The organism is Mycobacteroides chelonae, assembly GCF_016767715.1.
GTDB classification, from domain to species: domain Bacteria; phylum Actinomycetota; class Actinomycetes; order Mycobacteriales; family Mycobacteriaceae; genus Mycobacterium; species Mycobacterium gwanakae.
This window is the reverse complement of the sequence record NZ_CP050145.1, coordinates 745632-763239: the sequence shown is the minus strand read 5'-3', so window position 1 is coordinate 763239 and position 17608 is coordinate 745632. Positions and strand designations below refer to the sequence as shown.

At 65.0% G+C, this 17608-nt stretch carries 15 protein-coding genes; 4 read left to right on the top strand and 11 right to left on the bottom strand.

Annotated features, from left to right (window positions below; genetic code table 11):
* Nucleotide 1: 1 nt before the first annotated feature.
* From HBA99_RS03830 to HBA99_RS03810, 5 genes are all read right to left on the bottom strand, one after another.
* Complete coding sequence (locus HBA99_RS03830; RefSeq protein ID WP_057969412.1) at nucleotides 2–1366, bottom strand: condensation domain-containing protein; 1365 nt, start codon at nucleotides 1364–1366, stop codon at nucleotides 2–4.
* Nucleotides 1363–2562, bottom strand: a complete 1200-nt coding sequence (locus HBA99_RS03825; RefSeq protein WP_030094304.1) for a serine hydrolase domain-containing protein — start codon at nucleotides 2560–2562, stop codon at nucleotides 1363–1365. The genes HBA99_RS03830 and HBA99_RS03825 overlap by 4 nt, the downstream gene beginning before the upstream one ends.
* Nucleotides 2563–2613: 51 nt before the next feature.
* The gene (locus HBA99_RS03820; RefSeq protein WP_070951555.1) at nucleotides 2614–4005 is read right to left on the bottom strand and encodes a condensation domain-containing protein; all 1392 of its coding nucleotides are present in this window, start codon (nucleotides 4003–4005) and stop codon (nucleotides 2614–2616) included.
* 542 nt (nucleotides 4006–4547) lie between these two features.
* Nucleotides 4548–6707, bottom strand: coding sequence for a 3-hydroxyacyl-CoA dehydrogenase NAD-binding domain-containing protein (locus tag HBA99_RS03815; RefSeq protein ID WP_030094302.1), 2160 nt, complete (start codon nucleotides 6705–6707; stop codon nucleotides 4548–4550).
* Nucleotides 6708–6722: 15 nt separating this feature from the next.
* Nucleotides 6723–7931 carry an acetyl-CoA C-acetyltransferase gene (locus HBA99_RS03810; RefSeq protein WP_030094301.1) on the bottom strand — a complete coding sequence of 403 codons (1209 nt, stop codon included), beginning with the start codon at nucleotides 7929–7931 and terminating at the stop codon, nucleotides 6723–6725.
* A 217-nt stretch (nucleotides 7932–8148) separates the two neighbouring features.
* Between HBA99_RS03810 and HBA99_RS03805 the strand changes: the two genes are divergently transcribed.
* The 3 genes from HBA99_RS03805 to HBA99_RS03795 all read left to right on the top strand — a co-directional run bounded on the left by HBA99_RS03805 (nucleotide 8149) and on the right by HBA99_RS03795 (nucleotide 10333).
* The gene (locus HBA99_RS03805; RefSeq protein ID WP_030094300.1) at nucleotides 8149–8586 is read left to right on the top strand and encodes a hypothetical protein; all 438 of its coding nucleotides are present in this window, start codon (nucleotides 8149–8151) and stop codon (nucleotides 8584–8586) included.
* A gap of 106 nt (nucleotides 8587–8692) precedes the next feature.
* A complete protein-coding gene (locus tag HBA99_RS03800; protein WP_030094299.1) occupies nucleotides 8693–9100 on the top strand; it encodes a hypothetical protein in 408 nt (135 codons plus the stop codon).
* A 54-nt stretch (nucleotides 9101–9154) separates the two neighbouring features.
* A complete protein-coding gene (locus HBA99_RS03795) occupies nucleotides 9155–10333 on the top strand; it encodes a pyridoxal phosphate-dependent aminotransferase (protein WP_070931511.1) in 1179 nt (392 codons plus the stop codon).
* On the opposite strand, the gene HBA99_RS03790 is transcribed toward HBA99_RS03795, so the two are convergent.
* From HBA99_RS03790 to HBA99_RS03765, 6 genes are all read right to left on the bottom strand, one after another.
* Entirely contained in the window at nucleotides 10322–11395 is a 1074-nt protein-coding gene (locus HBA99_RS03790; protein ID WP_030094297.1) for an alpha/beta hydrolase, read from the bottom strand. The genes HBA99_RS03795 and HBA99_RS03790 overlap by 12 nt on opposite strands.
* 69 nt (nucleotides 11396–11464) lie before the next feature.
* A complete protein-coding gene (locus HBA99_RS03785; protein ID WP_199253003.1) occupies nucleotides 11465–12556 on the bottom strand; it encodes a CaiB/BaiF CoA transferase family protein in 1092 nt (363 codons plus the stop codon).
* 43 nt (nucleotides 12557–12599) lie between these two features.
* Nucleotides 12600–13646 carry a hypothetical protein gene (locus HBA99_RS03780; protein WP_070931512.1) on the bottom strand — a complete coding sequence of 349 codons (1047 nt, stop codon included), beginning with the start codon at nucleotides 13644–13646 and terminating at the stop codon, nucleotides 12600–12602.
* The gene (locus HBA99_RS03775) at nucleotides 13643–14407 is read right to left on the bottom strand and encodes a hypothetical protein (protein ID WP_030094294.1); all 765 of its coding nucleotides are present in this window, start codon (nucleotides 14405–14407) and stop codon (nucleotides 13643–13645) included. Before HBA99_RS03775 ends, HBA99_RS03780 begins: the two co-directional genes overlap by 4 nt.
* Complete coding sequence (locus HBA99_RS03770) at nucleotides 14404–15255, bottom strand: hypothetical protein (RefSeq protein WP_232785192.1); 852 nt, start codon at nucleotides 15253–15255, stop codon at nucleotides 14404–14406. Before HBA99_RS03770 ends, HBA99_RS03775 begins: the two co-directional genes overlap by 4 nt.
* 163 nt (nucleotides 15256–15418) lie before the next feature.
* Nucleotides 15419–16408, bottom strand: coding sequence for a hypothetical protein (locus HBA99_RS03765; protein ID WP_030094292.1), 990 nt, complete (start codon nucleotides 16406–16408; stop codon nucleotides 15419–15421).
* 228 nt (nucleotides 16409–16636) lie between these two features.
* On the opposite strand from HBA99_RS03765, the gene HBA99_RS03760 reads away from it, so the two are divergent.
* Nucleotides 16637–17602 (top strand): ABC transporter substrate-binding protein, encoded by a 966-nt coding sequence (locus HBA99_RS03760; protein WP_131727287.1) that lies wholly within the window; start codon nucleotides 16637–16639, stop codon nucleotides 17600–17602.
* Nucleotides 17603–17608: the final 6 nt, after the last annotated feature.

Here is a 17608-nt window from a genome sequence, read left to right as displayed (position 1 = left end):
ACTACTCGATCACGCCGCGCATACCGAAGTCCTCAAGCGTCTCGGTCAGCAGATTGGTCAGGTCAGCGCGTGATTCGATCACACCGGGTTGGTAGCCGACAACGGCCAGGAAGATCTTCTCGTTGACCCTCCCGGACGCGAGGAAGAGCTGTCCGTAGGTGCTCAGCACCTTGTCGGGCCGCACCCGTTGCTCGGCCAGTTTGCAGAACACGTAGTCGGCATGGGTCCCGTCGGGACGATTCACATCGGGATCCAGCGGCCCCACATTCGAGCATCCGACGGGGTAGTCGTTGTACTCCAGCGCCACATCGGCGAGCCGGCGTGCGGCCGCCTTCGGGATGAATGGCGTCAGCGGGAGCAGTGCCCACTTTTCGTCGGGGGTGTCCTGCAGGCGGGAGAGCACCTCCTTGGTGGCTCTGCGGATTCCGCGCAGGTCGGTGGTCAGTTCCGCCGGATCGATCGCGAACATCACCGATGTCATGGCGTTGGCACGGTGATCGCCCTCGGTGCGCTCGTTGACCGGCATGGACAAAGTGACCCGGCCGTCTGGACCGAGCCTGCCCACCTTGGTGGCAAGTTGCGCGGCAAACGCGCCGACCAGCGAGTTGCTGGTACCGCCACGCTCACGTGCGTGTGTGTCCCAGTGGCTCTCGTCCAGATACACGGTCACCGCCGGAATCTGCTCGATGTGCTCCTCGGTAGCGGGCCGGCCCGCGTGCTTGATGTCCTGGCGCCGCGAGCTCAGCATCTTGGTGGCTTTTCGAAAGGCCCGCGCGGTATCCGGCAGGTCATGCCGGGCGCGCCGCAGGTCCTCCCGCACGCTGCGCACGCGCTTGCGCGACTGCGGTGCCGCGTAACCCAACGGGAGGTCCGCATCATTGGTGGCATCGGCGATTGCCCGGCACATGCCCACACCGTCGGCGATGCTGTGCGAGATCACCAGACTCACCGCGGTCGCACCATCAGTGAATCGGGTGACACCGAGCCGCCAGGCCGGGCCGTGCTCGGGATCGATCGGCAACTGGGCGTGCCGGTGCACCCAATCCTGCAGTTCGGTGCGTGGCAACGGTGCGAGTTCGACATCAATGGGGTGGCACGCCGCATCAAGTACCCAGCGATGGCGACCAAAAGGCAAGCGGGAACGCTCGATTCGCCGCCCGAGCAGCCCCCGGCCCAGGTTGGCATGAAATCTGCGCAGGCGGTCGGTGTCGATATCGCGCTCGTAGATCCAGACCATCTGACTCAGTGTGGACAGCTCGGTGGCCCGCAGCCCTAGGAAGGACGCCTGATCGACGAAGTCCAGGTGAGAGATCGACAGGGTTGTGCCGCGTGGCGGCGCGTCGATGCCCGGGATCGTGGCCGTCACAGCGACTCTCCCGCCGGCGACACCCCCAGCGTGGTGTAGAGCTCATTGATCAGCCGCACACTACGAGGATCGGCATCTGCCTTGGTCACATCGAACTGGTTCATCACATACGAGTAACCGATGCGGTGCTCGAGGTCGACAAAGGCGTACGAGCCACCGGATCCGCCGTGCCCGAAGGTCTTCTGGTTAGGACCGGCATAGCAGCGCTGATTGAGCATGTAGCCCAGGCCCCATCCATGGTTGGCGACCCGGGGCCCCAGCACGACGTCGGGATCGAACCCGCCCTGCGACACCCGCACCACATCCATGTGATCGTGGCTGAGCAACTTGCCAAGCGCCATCGCGTTGTAGAAGGTCGCCATGCCCAGCGCCGAAACGTGGGCGTTAGTCCCGGGGAACTCCAGCGCCCGCCACATCGCGATGTCCTTGCGCGCTATCTCGTCATCGGGGATGAAGTCGCCCGAGATGAGCGGGCCGGCCAGTGGGTGGTCGCTCATGCACTCGAACTCCCCAGGCGCGCCGCGGAACACATCACGCAGGAACGGCTTGTTGACCAGCTCCGCGCACCGGTGGTGCTCGCTGTGCGGCAGCCCGACATGTACGTCGAGCCCGTACGGCTCGGCAATCTCGGTGCGCAGGAACTGTCCGAGCGTCTTACCCGTGGTCCGGCGGACGACCTCGCCCAGGATGAACCCGAACGTCGCCATGTGGTAACCCTGCGCGGTGCCGGGCTCCCACCACGGTGTCGCTCTGGCGATGTGCTCGCACACTTCGTCCCAGTTGGCGGCCTGCTCCGGCGTCAACCTGGTGCGCGGCCCGATCACACCCGACCGGTGCCCGAGCACCATGGCCAGCGTGATGGATTCCTTACCGGCCTGGCCGAATTCGGGCCAGTACCGCGCGACCGGCGCATGCAGGTCCAGCACACCGCGCTCGATCAGCATGTGAACGCAGGTGCTCATCAATCCCTTGGTGCCCGAATACACCGGCGCCAAGGTGTCCTCGGTCCAGGGACGGGTGCGGGCCTCGTCGGCCCATCCGGCCCACAGATTGACGACGAGCTCACCGTCGACCCAGATCGCGACCGCCGCGCCCAGCTCGTCGTTCTCCAGGAAATTCAGTGCAAACGCGCGCCGAACATTGTCGAAATCCGGTGAGCTGGTTCCATTCACCGCGACATCAAGGCTTGTGCTCATGACGGTGCCAACCTTTCACTGCTGCTCAAATGCGGCCGCAATGCCGCGGAATCAGGAAACGAACTGTGACTGCGCGACACGCTGATACACCCTGCGAGCCACATCGAAATAGCGCGACACAGATTCACGGGCGACAGCGTTGTCGGGGAACGAGATGGTCAGGTTGGTTTCATTCTCAAACCTGTTGACCCACATACACACCTGATCGGAAGAACGGCTGTCCCCGTAGATTCCGCCATTGATGCGGTCCCATTCGGCACTGACCGGGATCTTGCGCGCATCCAGGAAAGACACCATCGGAACCACGTATTCGGGGGCGGCCAACCCCGACTCAGGACCGGCGAGCTCCAGCGCGCGCTCAAACGGAACCTTGGCCAGCGGCTGGCATTCGTCGAACGACTTCTGCGCCGATCGCGCGACCCGCGCGAAAGAGTCCTCCGACATATCCACCACGAAGGGAATGAAGCTCGCGTACCACCCCACCGACATCTGCTCCTCGGCGGTGCTGCGGGTGTCGTACGGGGTGATGCCGTAGAAGACGTCGGCGCCGGTGAGCTCGCGGTCGATCAGTGCGGTGCAGGCGAACACACCACCGCTGAATCGCACACCCGCCCGTTCGCAAGCCTTTTCGAATGCCACCGTCTGCTCGGCATCGAGCAGCTGGGCCGCGACCATGCCGCCGACGTTCGGCACAGATCGGTCGCCGAGCGGCAGGACGAAGTCGGGCAGCGTGCCCCCGTTGTCCCGCGCGTACCGGAGCCAGGTCTGCACCTCGAAGGAGTCCAGGCTCATGGACTGGTTGTGCGCGCGCTCACGGGCGGAGAAATCCAGATATCCCGCGGGAGCCGGGAGTTCCAGTGCCGCCCCGTGCACCAGGCTGGCGTACATCAACTGGATCTCGACGTACAGGATGCCGGTCGACATGCCGTCGGTGTGTAGATGATCAACGCTCAGGTACACCGTGAAGTGATCCGCACGTTGAATCACCCCGAACGTGAAGCAGTCCCACGAGAGCGGAGTACCCGAGGTACGCAGCAGGTGCGCGCGGATCTCGTCGGGCCCCTGCAGCCCGTGATCCTGCGGCACGAAGTCGATGGTCTGCGGATCCTCGATCACATGCCGGACGATGTTGTCGGCCCTGTCGAACTCGAACCACGAGTGGTAGGTGTCGTGCCGTCGCAGATGTGCGTTGATCGCCGCGGTCATCGCATCGATATCGCAGACACCTAGGACATCCCAGGAACCGATTCCCAAACGGGCCATCTCGCGGTCCTGACGGGCCAGATCCCGGTACGAACGCACATGCTGGGCCTGCTGATAGCTGGGCGGCACCATGCTGGCAGGAGCCTGGGCGGCGACCTGGCGGGCGCCTGGCGAAGCACTCCAGGAAATGACGGTTCCCGGCTTGGGGCGCCAATCGTGGATCGTTCCGAGTGCAACCATCGTCCCTATTCCTGTTCAGCGATCTGGACTACGAGCGTGACCATGCTCGATTTGCCTGCGACAGTGCGGACGGCAAAGACATTAATCATTGCGAGCAGCGTAGCGAATAAATATCTCGCAAAGGTACGTTCCATCAAAGAAATAGCTAGTGAACTGTGGGTAACGCCGCGTTACGCCATATGACAGCAACTTCCCGTAAGACTTACGGTAACCCAATTCCCGCAAATACAACTACTACATAGAAATACCGTATGACCTGGCCATTCATATCTGGTTACGCGAAGTATCAATAACTATGTCTGTAGTGCCAGCAGAGAACCCGCGAGATCTGGGTGATTTTTTGTGGGCCACTACGCCAGCCACCATCGTTGTGGCGTGGACCACTCCTCTGGATCGGCCACTTCTGGTAACCGACTCTAAATCTGCTGAATCTTCGGGGACACGCATCGGGCGGGCTCCGTCCGCACCGTCACGACGAGCCGTAAAACGACTACAGCCGCCCACCCCGGAGGGTGAGCGGCTGTAGTGCCGTTGAGCGGTACCTACGCGTCCAGCAGCGACGCAGGCGGGGTGAATCGGTCGCCGTACTTGGCGGCCAATTCCTTTGCACGAGCAACGAATCCAGCCTTGCCCTTACCTGCGGGGCCCTCGTACCCAACGATGTACTGGTGCACACCGCCGGTCCACGGCGGGAAGCCGATGCCGAAGATCGAGCCGATGTTGGCATCGGCGGTCGAGGTCAACACGCCCTCGTCGAAACACTTCTGCGTTTCGATGGCCTCCGCGAACAGCATGCGGTCGATGAGGTCCTGCAGCGGCGGGTTGGCCGCGTCAGCACCCGATCGGGTGTTGAACGTCGTGCGCAGGCCGGGCCACAGCTCGGTGCGCTTGCCGTCCACGTAGTCGTAGAAGCCGGCACCACCCAGACGGCCCGGGCGTCCCGCATCCACCAGGGTGTCGATGACACCGCCCGCCGGATCGTCCGGCAGATCCTTGCCCTCGGCCTTGGCCGCCTCGACGGTCTCCTTGCGGATCTTCTGCATGAGCGTCAGGTTCAGCTCATCCGACAGCTGCAGCGGCGGCGCCGGGTATCCGGCCTGGCTGCCGGCCTGCTCGATGGTCGAGGGCTCGATGCCCTCAGCCAGCATCGCGACGGCCTCGTTGACGAACGTGCCGATGACGCGCGAGGTGAAGAAGCCACGGCTGTCGTTGACGACGATCGGGGTCTTCTTGATGGCCAGCACGTAGTCGAACACCCGGGCCAGCGCCTCGTCCGAGGTCTTCTCACCGCGGATGATCTCCACCAGCGGCATCTTGTCGACGGGCGAGAAGAAGTGGATGCCGATGAAGTCCTCCTGGCGCTTCACACCCGCGGCCAGCCCGGTGATGGGCAGGGTGGAGGTGTTGGAGCCAAGCAGCGCGTTGGGCTCGACGATGTCCTCGATCTCCTGGAACACCTTGTGCTTGAGCTCGGTGTTCTCGAAGACCGCCTCGACCACGAAGTCGACGCCTGCCAGGTCGGCCGGATCTGCGGTCGGGGTGATCTTGGCCAGCAGCGCAGCCGACTTCTCCGCGGTGGTCTTGCCGCGCGAAAGAGCCTTCTCCTCAAGCTTTTCCGAGTAGCCCTTGCCCTTCTGGGCCGCCTCGAGCGAGACGTCCTTCAGCACGACGTCGTAACCGGCCTTGGCCGAGACGTAGGCGATACCGGCACCCATCATGCCCGCGCCCAGCACACCGATCTTCTTGATCTCCTGCTTGGCGATGCCATCCGGACGTGACCCGCCGCCGTTGATGGTCTGCAGGTCGAAGAAGAACGCCTGCGTCATGTTCTTGGCGACCTGGCCGGTGGTCAGGCTGGTGAAGTAACGGCTCTCGATACGGCTGGCCGTATCGAAGTCCACCTGGGCACCCTCGACCGCGGCGGCCAGGATCGCCCGCGGGGCCGGCATCGGCGCGCCCTTGAGCTGCTTCTTCAGGTTCGACGGGAACGACGGCAGGATGGCCGCCAGCGCCGGCGTGGAGGGGGTGCCACCGGGGATCTTGTATCCCTTGACATCCCAACGCTGCACGGCCTCCGGGTTCGCCTTGATCCACGCCTTGGCGGCGGGGATCAGCTCGTCGACGGAGCCAACCAGCTCATCGATCAGGCCGACTTCCTTGGCCTTGGTCGGGTTGAACCGGGTGCCCTGCGCCAACACGGTGACGAAGCCGTTCTGGATGCCGAGCATGCGGGTCACGCGGGTGACGCCACCGCCGCCGGGCAGCAGACCCAGCGATACCTCGGGCAGGCCAATCTGAGATCCCTTGACATCGGCCGCAATCCGGTGATGGGTGGCCAATGCGATCTCCAGGCCACCACCGAGGGCGGCACCGTTGATGGCGGCCACGACCGGACGACCGAAGGTCTCCAGCGTGCGCAGGTCCTTCTTGATCTCCTCGACCTCGTTGAAAGCCTCCTGGGCGTTCTCCGGCTGGATCTGGATGATCTTGGTGAGGTCACCACCGGCGAAGAAGGTCTTCTTGGCGCTGGTGACCACCACGCCGGTGATCGAATCCTTCTCTTCCACAAGGCGCTTGACGGCCGCAGCCATCGACTGCTTGTAGTCGTCGTTCATGACGTTGGCCGAACCGTTGGGGTCGTCCAGGGTGAGGGTGACGATGCCGTCGGCATCCTTTTCCCACTGAATTGTGTTTGCACTCATTGGTTCTGGTTCTCCCTACACTCGCTCGATGATGGTGGCCACACCCATGCCGCCGCCGACGCACAGGGTGATGAGGGCGCGCTTGAGGCCGCGACGCTCCAGCTCGTCGACCATGGTTCCGGTGATCATGGCGCCGGTGGCGCCCAGCGGGTGGCCCATGGCGATGGCGCCGCCGTTGACGTTGAGCTTCTCGTCCGGGATGTTCAGGTCCTTCTGGAACTTCAGGACCACCGAGGCGAACGCCTCGTTCAGCTCGAACAGATCGATGTCGTCCACGGTCAGCCCGGCGCGGTCGAGCACCTTCTGGGTGGCCGGAGTAGGTCCGGTCAGCATGATCAGCGGCTCGCTACCGGTGGTGGCAGTCGCCACGACACGGGCACGCGGGGTCAGACCCTGCGACTTGCCGGCTTCTTCGGAGCCCACCAGCACCAGGGCGGCGCCGTCGACGATGCCCGAGCTGTTGCCGCCGGTGTGCACGTGGTTGATCTTCTCGACGTAGTGGTACTTGATGCGCGCAACATCGTCGAAGCCGCCGAGTGCGGCCAGGCCCTCGAACGCGGGCTTCAGCTTGCCCAGGTCCGCGGCCGTGGTGCCCGGACGCATGTGCTCGTCGTGGTCCAGGATGAGCAGGCCGTTCTGGTCCTTGACCGGCACAACGGACTTGGCGAAGTAACCGCCGGACCACGCGGCTGCCGCACGGTCCTGCGAGCGAGCGGCGTAAGCGTCGACGTCGTCACGGGTAAAGCCTTCGATGGTGGCGATCAGGTCGGCACCGATGCCCTGCGGCACGAAGGACACGTCGTAGTTGGTGGCCGGGTCCGAGGCCCAGGCCCCGCCGTCGCTGCCCATCGGCACGCGCGACATCGACTCGACACCACCGGCGAGCACCAGGTCGTCCCAACCGGAACGGACCTTCTGTGCGGCGACGTTGACTGCTTCCAGACCGGAAGCACAGAAACGGTTGAGCTGAACGCCACCGACGGTATCGGGCAGGCCAGCGGCCAGCACCGCGGTGCGGGCGATGTCGCCACCCTGATCGCCCACGGGGGCAACGACACCGAGCACGACGTCGCTGATCAGGTTCTCGTCCAGGTCGGGGAAACGGCGACGGATCTCGTCGATCAGGCCGACCACCAGGTTCAGCGGCTTGACCTCGTTGAGGGCGCCGCCGCGCTGCTTGCCGCGAGGCGTGCGGATGGCCTCGTAGATGAATGCTTCAGTCATGGGTATACGTCCTTATAGGGGGTGCGTATGGGGCATGTGGTGCAAGTGCCGCAGCCTTGTGACGCCGGGTTGACTCCGGGTCAGTTTCGCCGAGACAGCCTTACGTTAGACCAGGGTGGCGTCCCCATGGTAAGCAGCCCTCCCAACCCGTTGGTTGGGAATCTGATGCCGGTACGCTCGAAGTGTGCTGCGGACTCGGTCTCTACCGCTAAGACGCGTGGTCATCGGCGCCATTGCAGTTCTCGCAATATTCGCGGTGTGGATGGGCTGGTACTGGCTGGACGCAAGGACTATCTACTGCCCCGCGGCCTCGCCACCGCCTGCCGCCTTCACCGAACGCGCGGCCCTTCCCAGCTGCGGGACATACAGGTTCGTCCGGCAGGACCTGCCCGCCGCACAGCGCGACTGCATGAACAACGCCAGAGCCTCGGGCCGTGGCGGTGAACTCAAGATCGTCGAATCCACTACCGAGGGCGATCCCATCACGACGTATTACCGAGTGTTCTCGCGCGACCAGAGGGTGGAGGTCTTCGTCGACTTCAGCGCGGACCAGTTCGGCAATGGCCGCTGGAACCACTTCTTCTGCTGGGCCGCACCGCTCAATTACCCCGGCGACCCCAGGTGCGACTCACCGTCAGACCAGCCCGACCGATAGGCCGTCTGGGGTGCGACCCCCAAGCGGGCACGCGCTGTGCGGTGCTCTTCGACGAGATTTCGCCGAAACCTCCCGCTTTTACACCGTGGGCGACAAGCCTGAAGCGATGCTCACACGACTCTGCATCGCGACGGCGACCTTGGCGGTTGCCGCCGCCGTGTGTCCGCCGGCAGCACAGGCCGAGCCGGAACCCCTGTCCCCCGACACCGCATTCGAGCAGCGCGCACCGCTGCAGAATTGTGGCCGCCTGCGCATGCTGCCGCCCTCACACGAGATCCCCCCGAACTATCTGAACTGCATGCGTCAAGCCCGCGCGGCGGGCACCGGTGCGGAGCTGACGACCACCGTCGCCAATTTCTTCCTCGAGGACACCACCACCTACTACCGGGTGTACCGGGCGGACCGGGATGTGGAGGTCTTCGTGGACAACCGGGACCGCGGCAATCCCGGATTCAGCCACTACTTCTGCCCGATACCGGATACCGACCTGTCCTTCGAACCGCCCAGCTGCTAGGTCCGCCGGTAGGCTGCCCGGCATGAAGCCGGGTAGCACCGAACACGGGCCAGCGTGAACCCGAAGACCGTCAAACGATTGCGCCCCTTCGGCGCAACGATCTTCGCCGAGATGTCGGCCCTCGCCGTCCAACACGACGCAATCAATCTGGGCCAGGGTTTCCCCGACGAAGACGGGCCCGCGTCCATGCTGGACGCGGCACAGCAGGCCATCCGTTCGGGCCTCAATCAGTACCCGCCCGGGTTGGGCGTTCCCGAACTGCGCCGGGCCATCGCCGCCGACCGACTCGCCCGCTATGGCGAGGAACTCGATCCGGATACGCAAGTGCTGGTCACCGTCGGCGCCACCGAAGCAATCGCGGGCGCGGTCCTCGGCCTCGTCGAACCCGGCTCCGAGGTCATTTTGATCGAGCCCTACTACGACTCGTATGCCGCCGTGGTGGCCATGGCGGGCGCCGTTCGCGTCCCGGTGCCACTCGTTCCCGACGGAGCGGGCTTCGCATTAGACACCGACACGCTCGCGGCCGCCATCACACCCCGGACCGCGGCACTGATCATCAACTCCCCGCACAATCCAACGGGCAAGGTGTTCACCGACTCCGAATTGGCACGGGTCGCTGAGCTGGCGGTCGAACACGATCTGCTGGTCATCTCCGACGAGGTGTACGAGCGATTGCTCTTCGACGGGCGCACCCAGACACCCATGGCCGGCCTGCCCGGGATGGCCGATCGCACCGTGACGATCTCCAGCGCCGCCAAGACGTTCAACTGCACCGGCTGGAAGATCGGCTGGGCTTGTGGCACACCAGAGTTGATCACGGGCGTGCGCGCCGCCAAGCAGTTCCTTTCCTACGTCGGCGGTGCACCGTTTCAGCCGGCCGTAGCGGTAGCCCTCGACACCGAACAGGCCTGGGTAAAGAATCTACGAGAGTCCTTGCAGCGCAGGCGCGATCGTCTCGCTGAGGCGCTCACCGGCCTGGGCTTCGAGGTGCACAGCAGCCACGGCGGGTACTTCGTCTGCGCAGATCCACGCCCCCTGGGATTCAGCGACAGCGCAGAACTTTGTCGGCGCCTACCGGAAACCGTCGGCGTAGCGGCGGTTCCGGTAAGCGCCTTTTGCGACCCCAACACCGACACGGCCGATCAATGGAATCACCTGGTGCGGTTCACCTTCGCCAAACGTGATGCGGTGATCGACGAGGCAATATCCCGCCTGGCGCGGCTAGGAGGTTAGTCCCGTCGCGATCGTGTCGGGACGCTGCCGCGCCCTGGCCAGCCCCGGCAGGACCTTGATGAACTCGGTGATCTCTCCCACCGCCCGCCGGGCGTCCGGGTTGGTCGCCGCGAACACCTGGAACACGTGAATGGCGCGGTCGAAAATCTGCAACCGCACCGGAACTCCGGCGGCGACAAGACGTTCCGCCAACAGCTCGGAGTCCGGTCGCAACGCTTCCTGCGAGCCGACCTGCAGCAGGAACGGCCCCAGTCCGGTCAGGTCGGCATCCGCCGGGCATGGCCCCGGCTCGCGTGCGCCGTTGCGCAACAGGAACACGTCGTTGATCATCTTCAAGAAGTCGACGGGGAACATGGCATCGCCGACGCGCTTGGCGGCAGCATACTTCGGCTCCATGTCGTTGTTGGTCGCCGCCGAGATCAGCACGCATCCCGCGGGCGGCGTCAAGCCCTCATCGCGCACCGCGATGGCGGTCATGGCCGCCAGGAAGCCTCCGGCCGAATCGCCTGCGAGCACGATGTTCTCGGGAGCGACGCCCTGACTCAACACGTAGCGGTACGCATCGACACCGTCGGCGACGGCATCTTCGACCAGATTGCGCGGGCACAACCGGTAACCCACGCTCAGCGCCCGTGCACCGGAGTCACGCGCGATATGGCTGACCAACGGGCGATGGCTGTTGATCCCCAACGCGATGAACGCCGACCCGTGGAAGTAAATGACCACCGGCGCGTCCGGCCCCGGTTCATTCTTAGCATTCCACGTCCATTCGGCCGCGCAGTTCGGCAATTGCACAGGCTCCGTGCGGGTTCCGGACACGCCTGGCATCCAGCCCATGAGACGTTCCAGTCCGTCGTATCGCCGATTCAGCAGAGCGTCAGGGAACCGGCGGTTGACGGCCAGCATCAGCCGGGTCAGCGCATAGAGCCCCGGCTTACCGACTGCCTTGAACAGATAGGTCTCGGCCACCGAATGCCAATTGGCCTTGCCCATCCATTCCGGCCCCGCGTATGTGACGGCGGCGGCCAGCCGGGATTCGGCGGCGTGTCGGGCAGTGGTCATCAAGCCTCCTCATAGCGTCATTGCTCGGGATGAGACTACCAGTACCTAGTACCGACAATCTCGGCTAAGTCACCAGCCGATATCGGCGAGCTCGGTCGTGTCCTTCGGCGGCGCCTCGATGGGCCCGCTCGGCGTCCGCGAGAAGCGCGGGGCCGGCGCGGCCTGGGTCACGCCGTTGACATCGGTGATGGTGCCGCGATCGCGAAGGTGCGCATTCTGCTTGGCCTCACCCCAGGTGAGCACCGGTGACACGCAGGCGTCGGTACCGATGAAGATCTCGGTCCATTCGTCGCGGGTCTTGGTCTTGAACGCATCGTCGAACAGCTTGCGCATCTCGGGGTAGCGCGCCTTGTCGAGCTGGAACGGAACGCTCTCGGGGTCCAGCCCCAGGCCCTGCACCAAAATCGCGAAGAACTGTGGCTCGATGGATCCCACCGCCATGTACTTGCCGTCGGCGGTCTCGTAGGTGCCGTAGAACGGCGCACCGCCGTCGAGCAGCCCCGACTCGCGCTCGTCGAACAGCAGTCCGTTGTTGTACATCGTCCATTGCATCTGAGCCAACTGGCTGACGCCGTCGACCATCGCGCCATCGATGACCTGCCCCTCGCCCGACTTCTCGCGCTCATACAGCGCGGCCAGGATGCCCTGCACCAAAAGCATTGAGCCACCACCAAAATCCGCGACGAGGTTCATCGGCGGCATCGGTGGGCGGTCCTTGTAGCCCATCGACCCCAGCGCGCCGGTCAGCGACAGGTAGTTGATGTCATGGCCCGCCCGGTCGGCCATCGGGCCGGTCTGACCCCAGCCCGTCATCCGGGCGAAGATCAGCCGCGGGTTGCGCTTGGCGCATTCCTCGGGTCCGATCCCGATTCGCTCGCACACCCCGGGCCGGAAGGGATCCAGCAACACATCGGCCTTGTCGACGAGCGCCAGCAGCGCCTCGGGGTCCTTCTTGACGTCCAGGTTGACCAGGCGCTTACCGCGGTGAAACAGGTCCGTCTCCTCGGCGGGGATGGCGAGACCACCGGGACGACGCACCCGAATGACGTCTGCCCCCAAGTCGGACAACATCATCGCCGCATGCGGCCCAGGGCCGATACCGCCGAGCTCGATCACCTTTACGCCCGCGAGAGGGCCTGTCTTGACGCCAGTGTCACCCATGAGGGTCACCCTAGCCACTCAACCCGTTGGTTGGGAAGTGCGGCTAGAGAGACGAGGAGATGGCCGGTGACGACGTCTGTGTGGGCGCGGGGGCCGGGGTCGGTGTCGGGAAGTTGGGGATCACCGGTCGCGACGTACTCGGGGCGGCCGGAGCATCCGAGGCCGGTGGGGGCGCGGGCGCCGGCGTGAACTCGTAGGCCGGCAGCGGCGGAGGTGGCGGATCATCGTCGCCCTCACGCCAGTGCGTCGAACGGTACAGATCAATCACCTTGCCCAGATCATGCAGGCGCAGCGCCGGTGGGCGGCCCCCACGCGCGTCCCGAATGCGCTGCGCCTCCCACGCGACGAGGCATTGCGCCGTCGGCGTGTTGTACAGGCTTTCCAGGAAGGGAGTCAACGCCTTTGCGAGATCGCCCTCGGCCTTGAGGACGTCGTTCCGGTAGGGGCCGTAATAGGGCAGGATCGCCTCGAGAACGCGCACCATGACGGTCTGGAACCGGGTGACGAACTGGTCGATCGCCCACGGATGCCGCGAGAGCAGCGGGGAGATCCGGGCCAGCACCGGACCCATCATCTTCAGGATCGGTTCATACGCCGTAGCCGGAGCGAACGCCTCGGACGAGAACACACCCGCGGCCGGAGCCACATCGATCAGCGAGGCCAACCCGCCCTGCTCATCCGGACCGGGCGCCGGCCAGCCGAAGGGGCAGGGCTGTGCGACGGATATCGGAAGCCCGCGGTCGGTCACCGAAGGCAGTGCACCAAACGGTCCCGCAGCCTGACCCGGTGGATGCGAAGGCACCTGAGGCCGCGGCAGCGGCGCAATCAATTGCGGCCCCGGCGGGGGTACCGGGATCGGGATGGCACCTTCGGGAATCGATCCGTCGCGGTTCACGATCTGGTATCCGACGATGGGTGCACGCGCAGGCGAATACGAGAGCTGGGTAATGGCGGCCACGCTGCCGATCACCGTGATGGCAGCGAATGCCCTTACGGCTATCCCGAATACGCGTTCCTTGGTGGGCCTGCGGTCAACGGAAGCAATCGGAGCAGCGATCGGAGCGGTCTCTTCTGCTGGTGTCGAACTCATCGGTCTTTCACCACGCCTTCGAGGTGCCAGACTCCCGTGAAGCTGTTGAACGGGCCACCCACAATGAGACTCGTCCAGTCGAGAGTGAACTTCTTGGTGTCCTTGTCGTATGTACCGGTGGCTTTAGGGCTTTCGCCGTCCACGGAATCGCGGCCGACCCAGCGCCCGGCCACGAACTCCCACACCTGCTTGGCGCGAGCCTCGCCGGGGATCTGGGCCTGCTCCTTGGGTTTCGGCTTGGGCGCGCCCTGGTTGAACTCCTGGCGGTTCCACGAGGCGGCCCATGCGGACACGTCCGCCGAAATCTGGTCACCCGCCACCGTGGCCGAGGGCGCCGGCAGCTCGCGCTGAGTCTGCGGGTCGATCTTGTTGGTGGAGATGCCGAACTCGATATTGAAGAACTTCGTCGGCTGGGTGACGCGGGCCGCCAGCGAGTACCCGGTGGCCTCATCGAACGCCGGATCCGGCTCACCCTGGTAGTCGCCCAGTACCAAACCGCCATCTGCGCCCGGCGAGAGCAGAGTAGCTGCCCCTTGCGGCACAGGAGAATTCGCATTGGGCATGAACGGACCCTCTTGGGGGTTACCGCCCGGCTGCACCATCTTGAACCAGGTGCCGCTGAGCTTGTTCCCCTCGATCTTGCCGGGCTCCAATGCCAGCAGCCCGGTGAGCGGAGACTCGGTCGGCTTCTCCGATCCACAGGCCGGAGCCGTCACCAGCACCACGGCCGCCAGCGCTACACCAAATGTGCCGCGCGTCATCGTTTTCTGGGCCACCGTGCGGCTCCTTTCACGTCAATAGCGGCAGCGGCCGCCAGTACACCGGGCACGAGGAAGAACCACCCGAAGTAGTCGAACGATCGGAATCCCAGCGGGGCCGTGATCCGATCGAGCGCCACCACCCTGCCGAAATTGTCGACGTTGTCGGCCATCACCCCGATCAGCGAAGCGAAATCCGCTGTCATGGGCTGCCATTGCGAAACGAAGGCGTCGATACCCGGAACCGCGCGGGCCGAGTCATGCTGCCGCAAATCACCCAGGAACTGGGTGTCCAACTCCCCTTCCGCCGCGACCAGCACCACGAAGTGCCGCTGCACCGCGGCCACCCGCTCGTGGGTCATGATCGGGGTGAATGCATCGATGAGCTGCGCACCCGCCGGGGCACGGGAGAAGAGCCCGTCCGCGAAGGGCACGGCGATGAGCACCGCCGCCGCAAGGATCGCGAGAATCCGTGCACCGAAAGCTTTTTCACCGTTGCCGGTACGGCGAAGTCCCCACACACCGGCACCTACCAAGACCAGTCCCGGCACCGCCAGCAGGAACGGCAGCACGTCGAACGGGCCCACGGCGCGCAACTGCCCGTAATTACCCACCTGACCCTCGACCGCATCGAGCAGACCGTTCATGTCCTGACGGATCGACGGATACTGCGCCACAAAGGTATCCAGTCGCTCGTAATGTCCTCCCGCGATCGACTGGGTCGCCTGCACATCGGTACGGGCGGCGTCGACGGTATCGAGGTAACCGCGGAACTTGGCGATCACCTCCGACGACACGTAGGGCCGGAACTCGGTCAGCAGCTGCTGACCGCCCGCGGCACGTGTGAACATTCCGGTGACCACCGGCAACGCGAACAGGAGCACACCAAGGGCGATGAGCGCGACAAACCGCCACCGGGGTCGCGGCGCCGGTCCGGCCTCGGCGACAACAGCCTCCTCACCGACGATGTCGGCGTAAGAAGGCAGGGTCGGCTGAGACGTCTCAGCCAACCGCTCAGCGGCCACGGCTGAAGATCCGCTCCCCCACCACAAACAGGATTCCGCCGCCGATCGCCACGAACACCAACAGGGCAATGACCCATGGCGGGGTGATGGTGCGGGGATTGTCGTCAACCGGCAGCGCGATGAGCTGCTGGCCGGCCGACAGCGGTGGCGGTGCCACCACTTGTTGCCCAGCTTGCACGACAACCTGCCCAGGGGCCGCGGGCGCGGCCACGGCGGGAGGCGCATCCGCCGCTGCCGGTGGGGCACCCGGCGGAGGAGGCGGCGGCGGTTCGGCCACCGCGGCGCCACCGGGGCTGCCCCCGACCTTGCCGACCAGGTGCCATAGTCCCGTGAAGTCGTTGAAAGGACCGCCCACGATCTGGCTGGTCCACTCGACGATGAATGCGCCGGTGTTGCGGTCGTAGGTGCCGGTCACCGGTGTGGTCTTACCGGGAAACGCGCCACCGGGTTTGGGCGATCCCTGGTTGAACACCTGGTTGTTCCAGGTCACGCCGAAGGCACTGAGGTCGCCGCCGAGCTTGTTGCCACTGACGGTGATCTGGGGCGTGGCAGTGCCCTGGCCGGTCTGCGGATCGGTCTGGTTGGACGCCGTGGCAAAGCCCACGCCGTAGAACTTCACTGGCTGAGTAATACTGCCGGACACCGCATTTCCATTTCCATCGAATGCGTTGCCGGGCTGCGGCTGATACTCACCGGACTTCAGGCCACCATCGGTACCGGGCGCCAGCAGGGTGACCGTGTTATCCGAGCAGGTGGAATCGCCGTTGGCGAGGTAGGGGCCGGAGGCGTCACCCGCGGGCAAGATCATGCGGAAGTAGGAGCCCGTGGCGCGACCCTCCGCGCAGCTGCCGGGAGTCAACGCGAACAGGCCGTTGAGCGGGGTGGCCGTATCGGCCACTGCCGGGTAGGCGGCAGGCGACATCGCCGCGGCTGCCACGACGAGGGCGACCGTCGCGCGGCGGGTGAGATGCTTAATCATCGGCTTCCTATTGGACTGTTGCTCTGACCCGTAGCACGAGCTGGGAACGGCGCAAACGTATGAAGGTCCCACCCCAGCGTCAATGGCAACGTCCAGCAAACGGCGTCCCGCCTGGTGACGTTCTCGCAGGTGGTGGGCGTGCAACCCGGTGCCCGCCCGTTCGATTCACCCCGAGCCGATTGCGATCACGTTCGTATATCGACGTCGGGCGATGGTAGTTTGCTCGGCATGGCAACTGCCGGATGGCGCGTCATTGCCGCGCTGCTGACGCTGCTGGCACTTGCCGGGTGTTCTCGCAACCAAAGTCCGCTACCCGCCGCCCCGCCGACATTGTCTCCCGACGGGTTCCCGCTCAGCATCCCCCACCGGTACGGCGGTGCGTTCCTCGCGACACGACCCAATCGCGTCGTCACCCTGGGATGGAACGACCAGGATCTGGTGCAGTCGTTGGGCACTAAACCCGTTGGTGTCCGGTCCACCCTGCCGGAGTACCCGATGTACCCCTGGGTCGTTCCGGAGGTCTCCTATCCCCCCGTCGTCTCGGGCTCGGAACTGAACTTCGATGCCATCGCGGCCGCCAAACCCGATGTCATCCTGGCCACCGGCGCCGATATCGACAGACCCAGTTACGACAAGCTGGCCAAAATCGCGCCGACCGTGGTCTCGGAAGATCGAGTCGATCGCGCCGAAACACCTTGGTATACACAGCTCTTCACAATCGGGCGAGCCCTGGGCAAGTCTGATCGGGCGCGCATGCGATCCGAAGAGGTCGGGACTCGGTACAACCAGATACGCACTGGACATCAACATTGGGTCAACCGCACGGCCGTGGTCGATTGGGTCGCCGACGGACAAGGCACCTTCCTCTTGGGTTTCCGCGACCCACGCCGCGCGGTGTTCGACGGTCTGGGGTTCCTCAGCCAGCGATACTCCGGCCCGGTGCCGGATAACGAGCTGAAGGCCAAGGCCGACGAGGACCTCCTGGTGGTGGTGGGAGCCACTGAACAGCAGGCGAAGTCCACGAACGGTCTCGCCGATTTGCGTGCCGTCACCGAGGGGCGCGCTGTCTACATCCCGGCGGACAGCCCGGTGGTGAGCGCCCTTCGGCTCGGAGGCCCGCTAGCCCGGATCTATGCCCTCGAACAACTGACACCCCAGCTCGAAAAGGCCCTGAAGCCACCCCCTCCGCGATAACCGCCA

Excerpts from the sequence above, each read along its gene's own strand:
- HBA99_RS03825 (WP_030094304.1), bottom strand. The coding sequence starts at position 2,562 with ATGAGCACAAGCCTTGATGTCGCGGTGAATGGAACCAGCTCACCGGAT.
- HBA99_RS03820 (WP_070951555.1), bottom strand. The coding sequence starts at position 4,005 with ATGGTTGCACTCGGAACGATCCACGATTGGCGCCCCAAGCCGGGAACC.
- HBA99_RS03815 (WP_030094302.1), bottom strand. The coding sequence starts at position 6,707 with ATGAGTGCAAACACAATTCAGTGGGAAAAGGATGCCGACGGCATCGTC.
- HBA99_RS03810 (WP_030094301.1), bottom strand. The coding sequence starts at position 7,931 with ATGACTGAAGCATTCATCTACGAGGCCATCCGCACGCCTCGCGGCAAG.
- HBA99_RS03800 (WP_030094299.1), top strand. The coding sequence starts at position 8,693 with ATGCTCACACGACTCTGCATCGCGACGGCGACCTTGGCGGTTGCCGCC.
- HBA99_RS03790 (WP_030094297.1), bottom strand. The coding sequence starts at position 11,395 with ATGACCACTGCCCGACACGCCGCCGAATCCCGGCTGGCCGCCGCCGTC.
- HBA99_RS03785 (WP_199253003.1), bottom strand. The coding sequence starts at position 12,556 with ATGGGTGACACTGGCGTCAAGACAGGCCCTCTCGCGGGCGTAAAGGTG.
- HBA99_RS03780 (WP_070931512.1), bottom strand. The coding sequence starts at position 13,646 with ATGAGTTCGACACCAGCAGAAGAGACCGCTCCGATCGCTGCTCCGATT.
- HBA99_RS03775 (WP_030094294.1), bottom strand. The coding sequence starts at position 14,407 with ATGACGCGCGGCACATTTGGTGTAGCGCTGGCGGCCGTGGTGCTGGTG.
- HBA99_RS03770 (WP_232785192.1), bottom strand. The coding sequence starts at position 15,255 with ATGTTCACACGTGCCGCGGGCGGTCAGCAGCTGCTGACCGAGTTCCGG.
- HBA99_RS03765 (WP_030094292.1), bottom strand. The coding sequence starts at position 16,408 with ATGATTAAGCATCTCACCCGCCGCGCGACGGTCGCCCTCGTCGTGGCA.
- HBA99_RS03760 (WP_131727287.1), top strand. The coding sequence starts at position 16,637 with ATGGCAACTGCCGGATGGCGCGTCATTGCCGCGCTGCTGACGCTGCTG.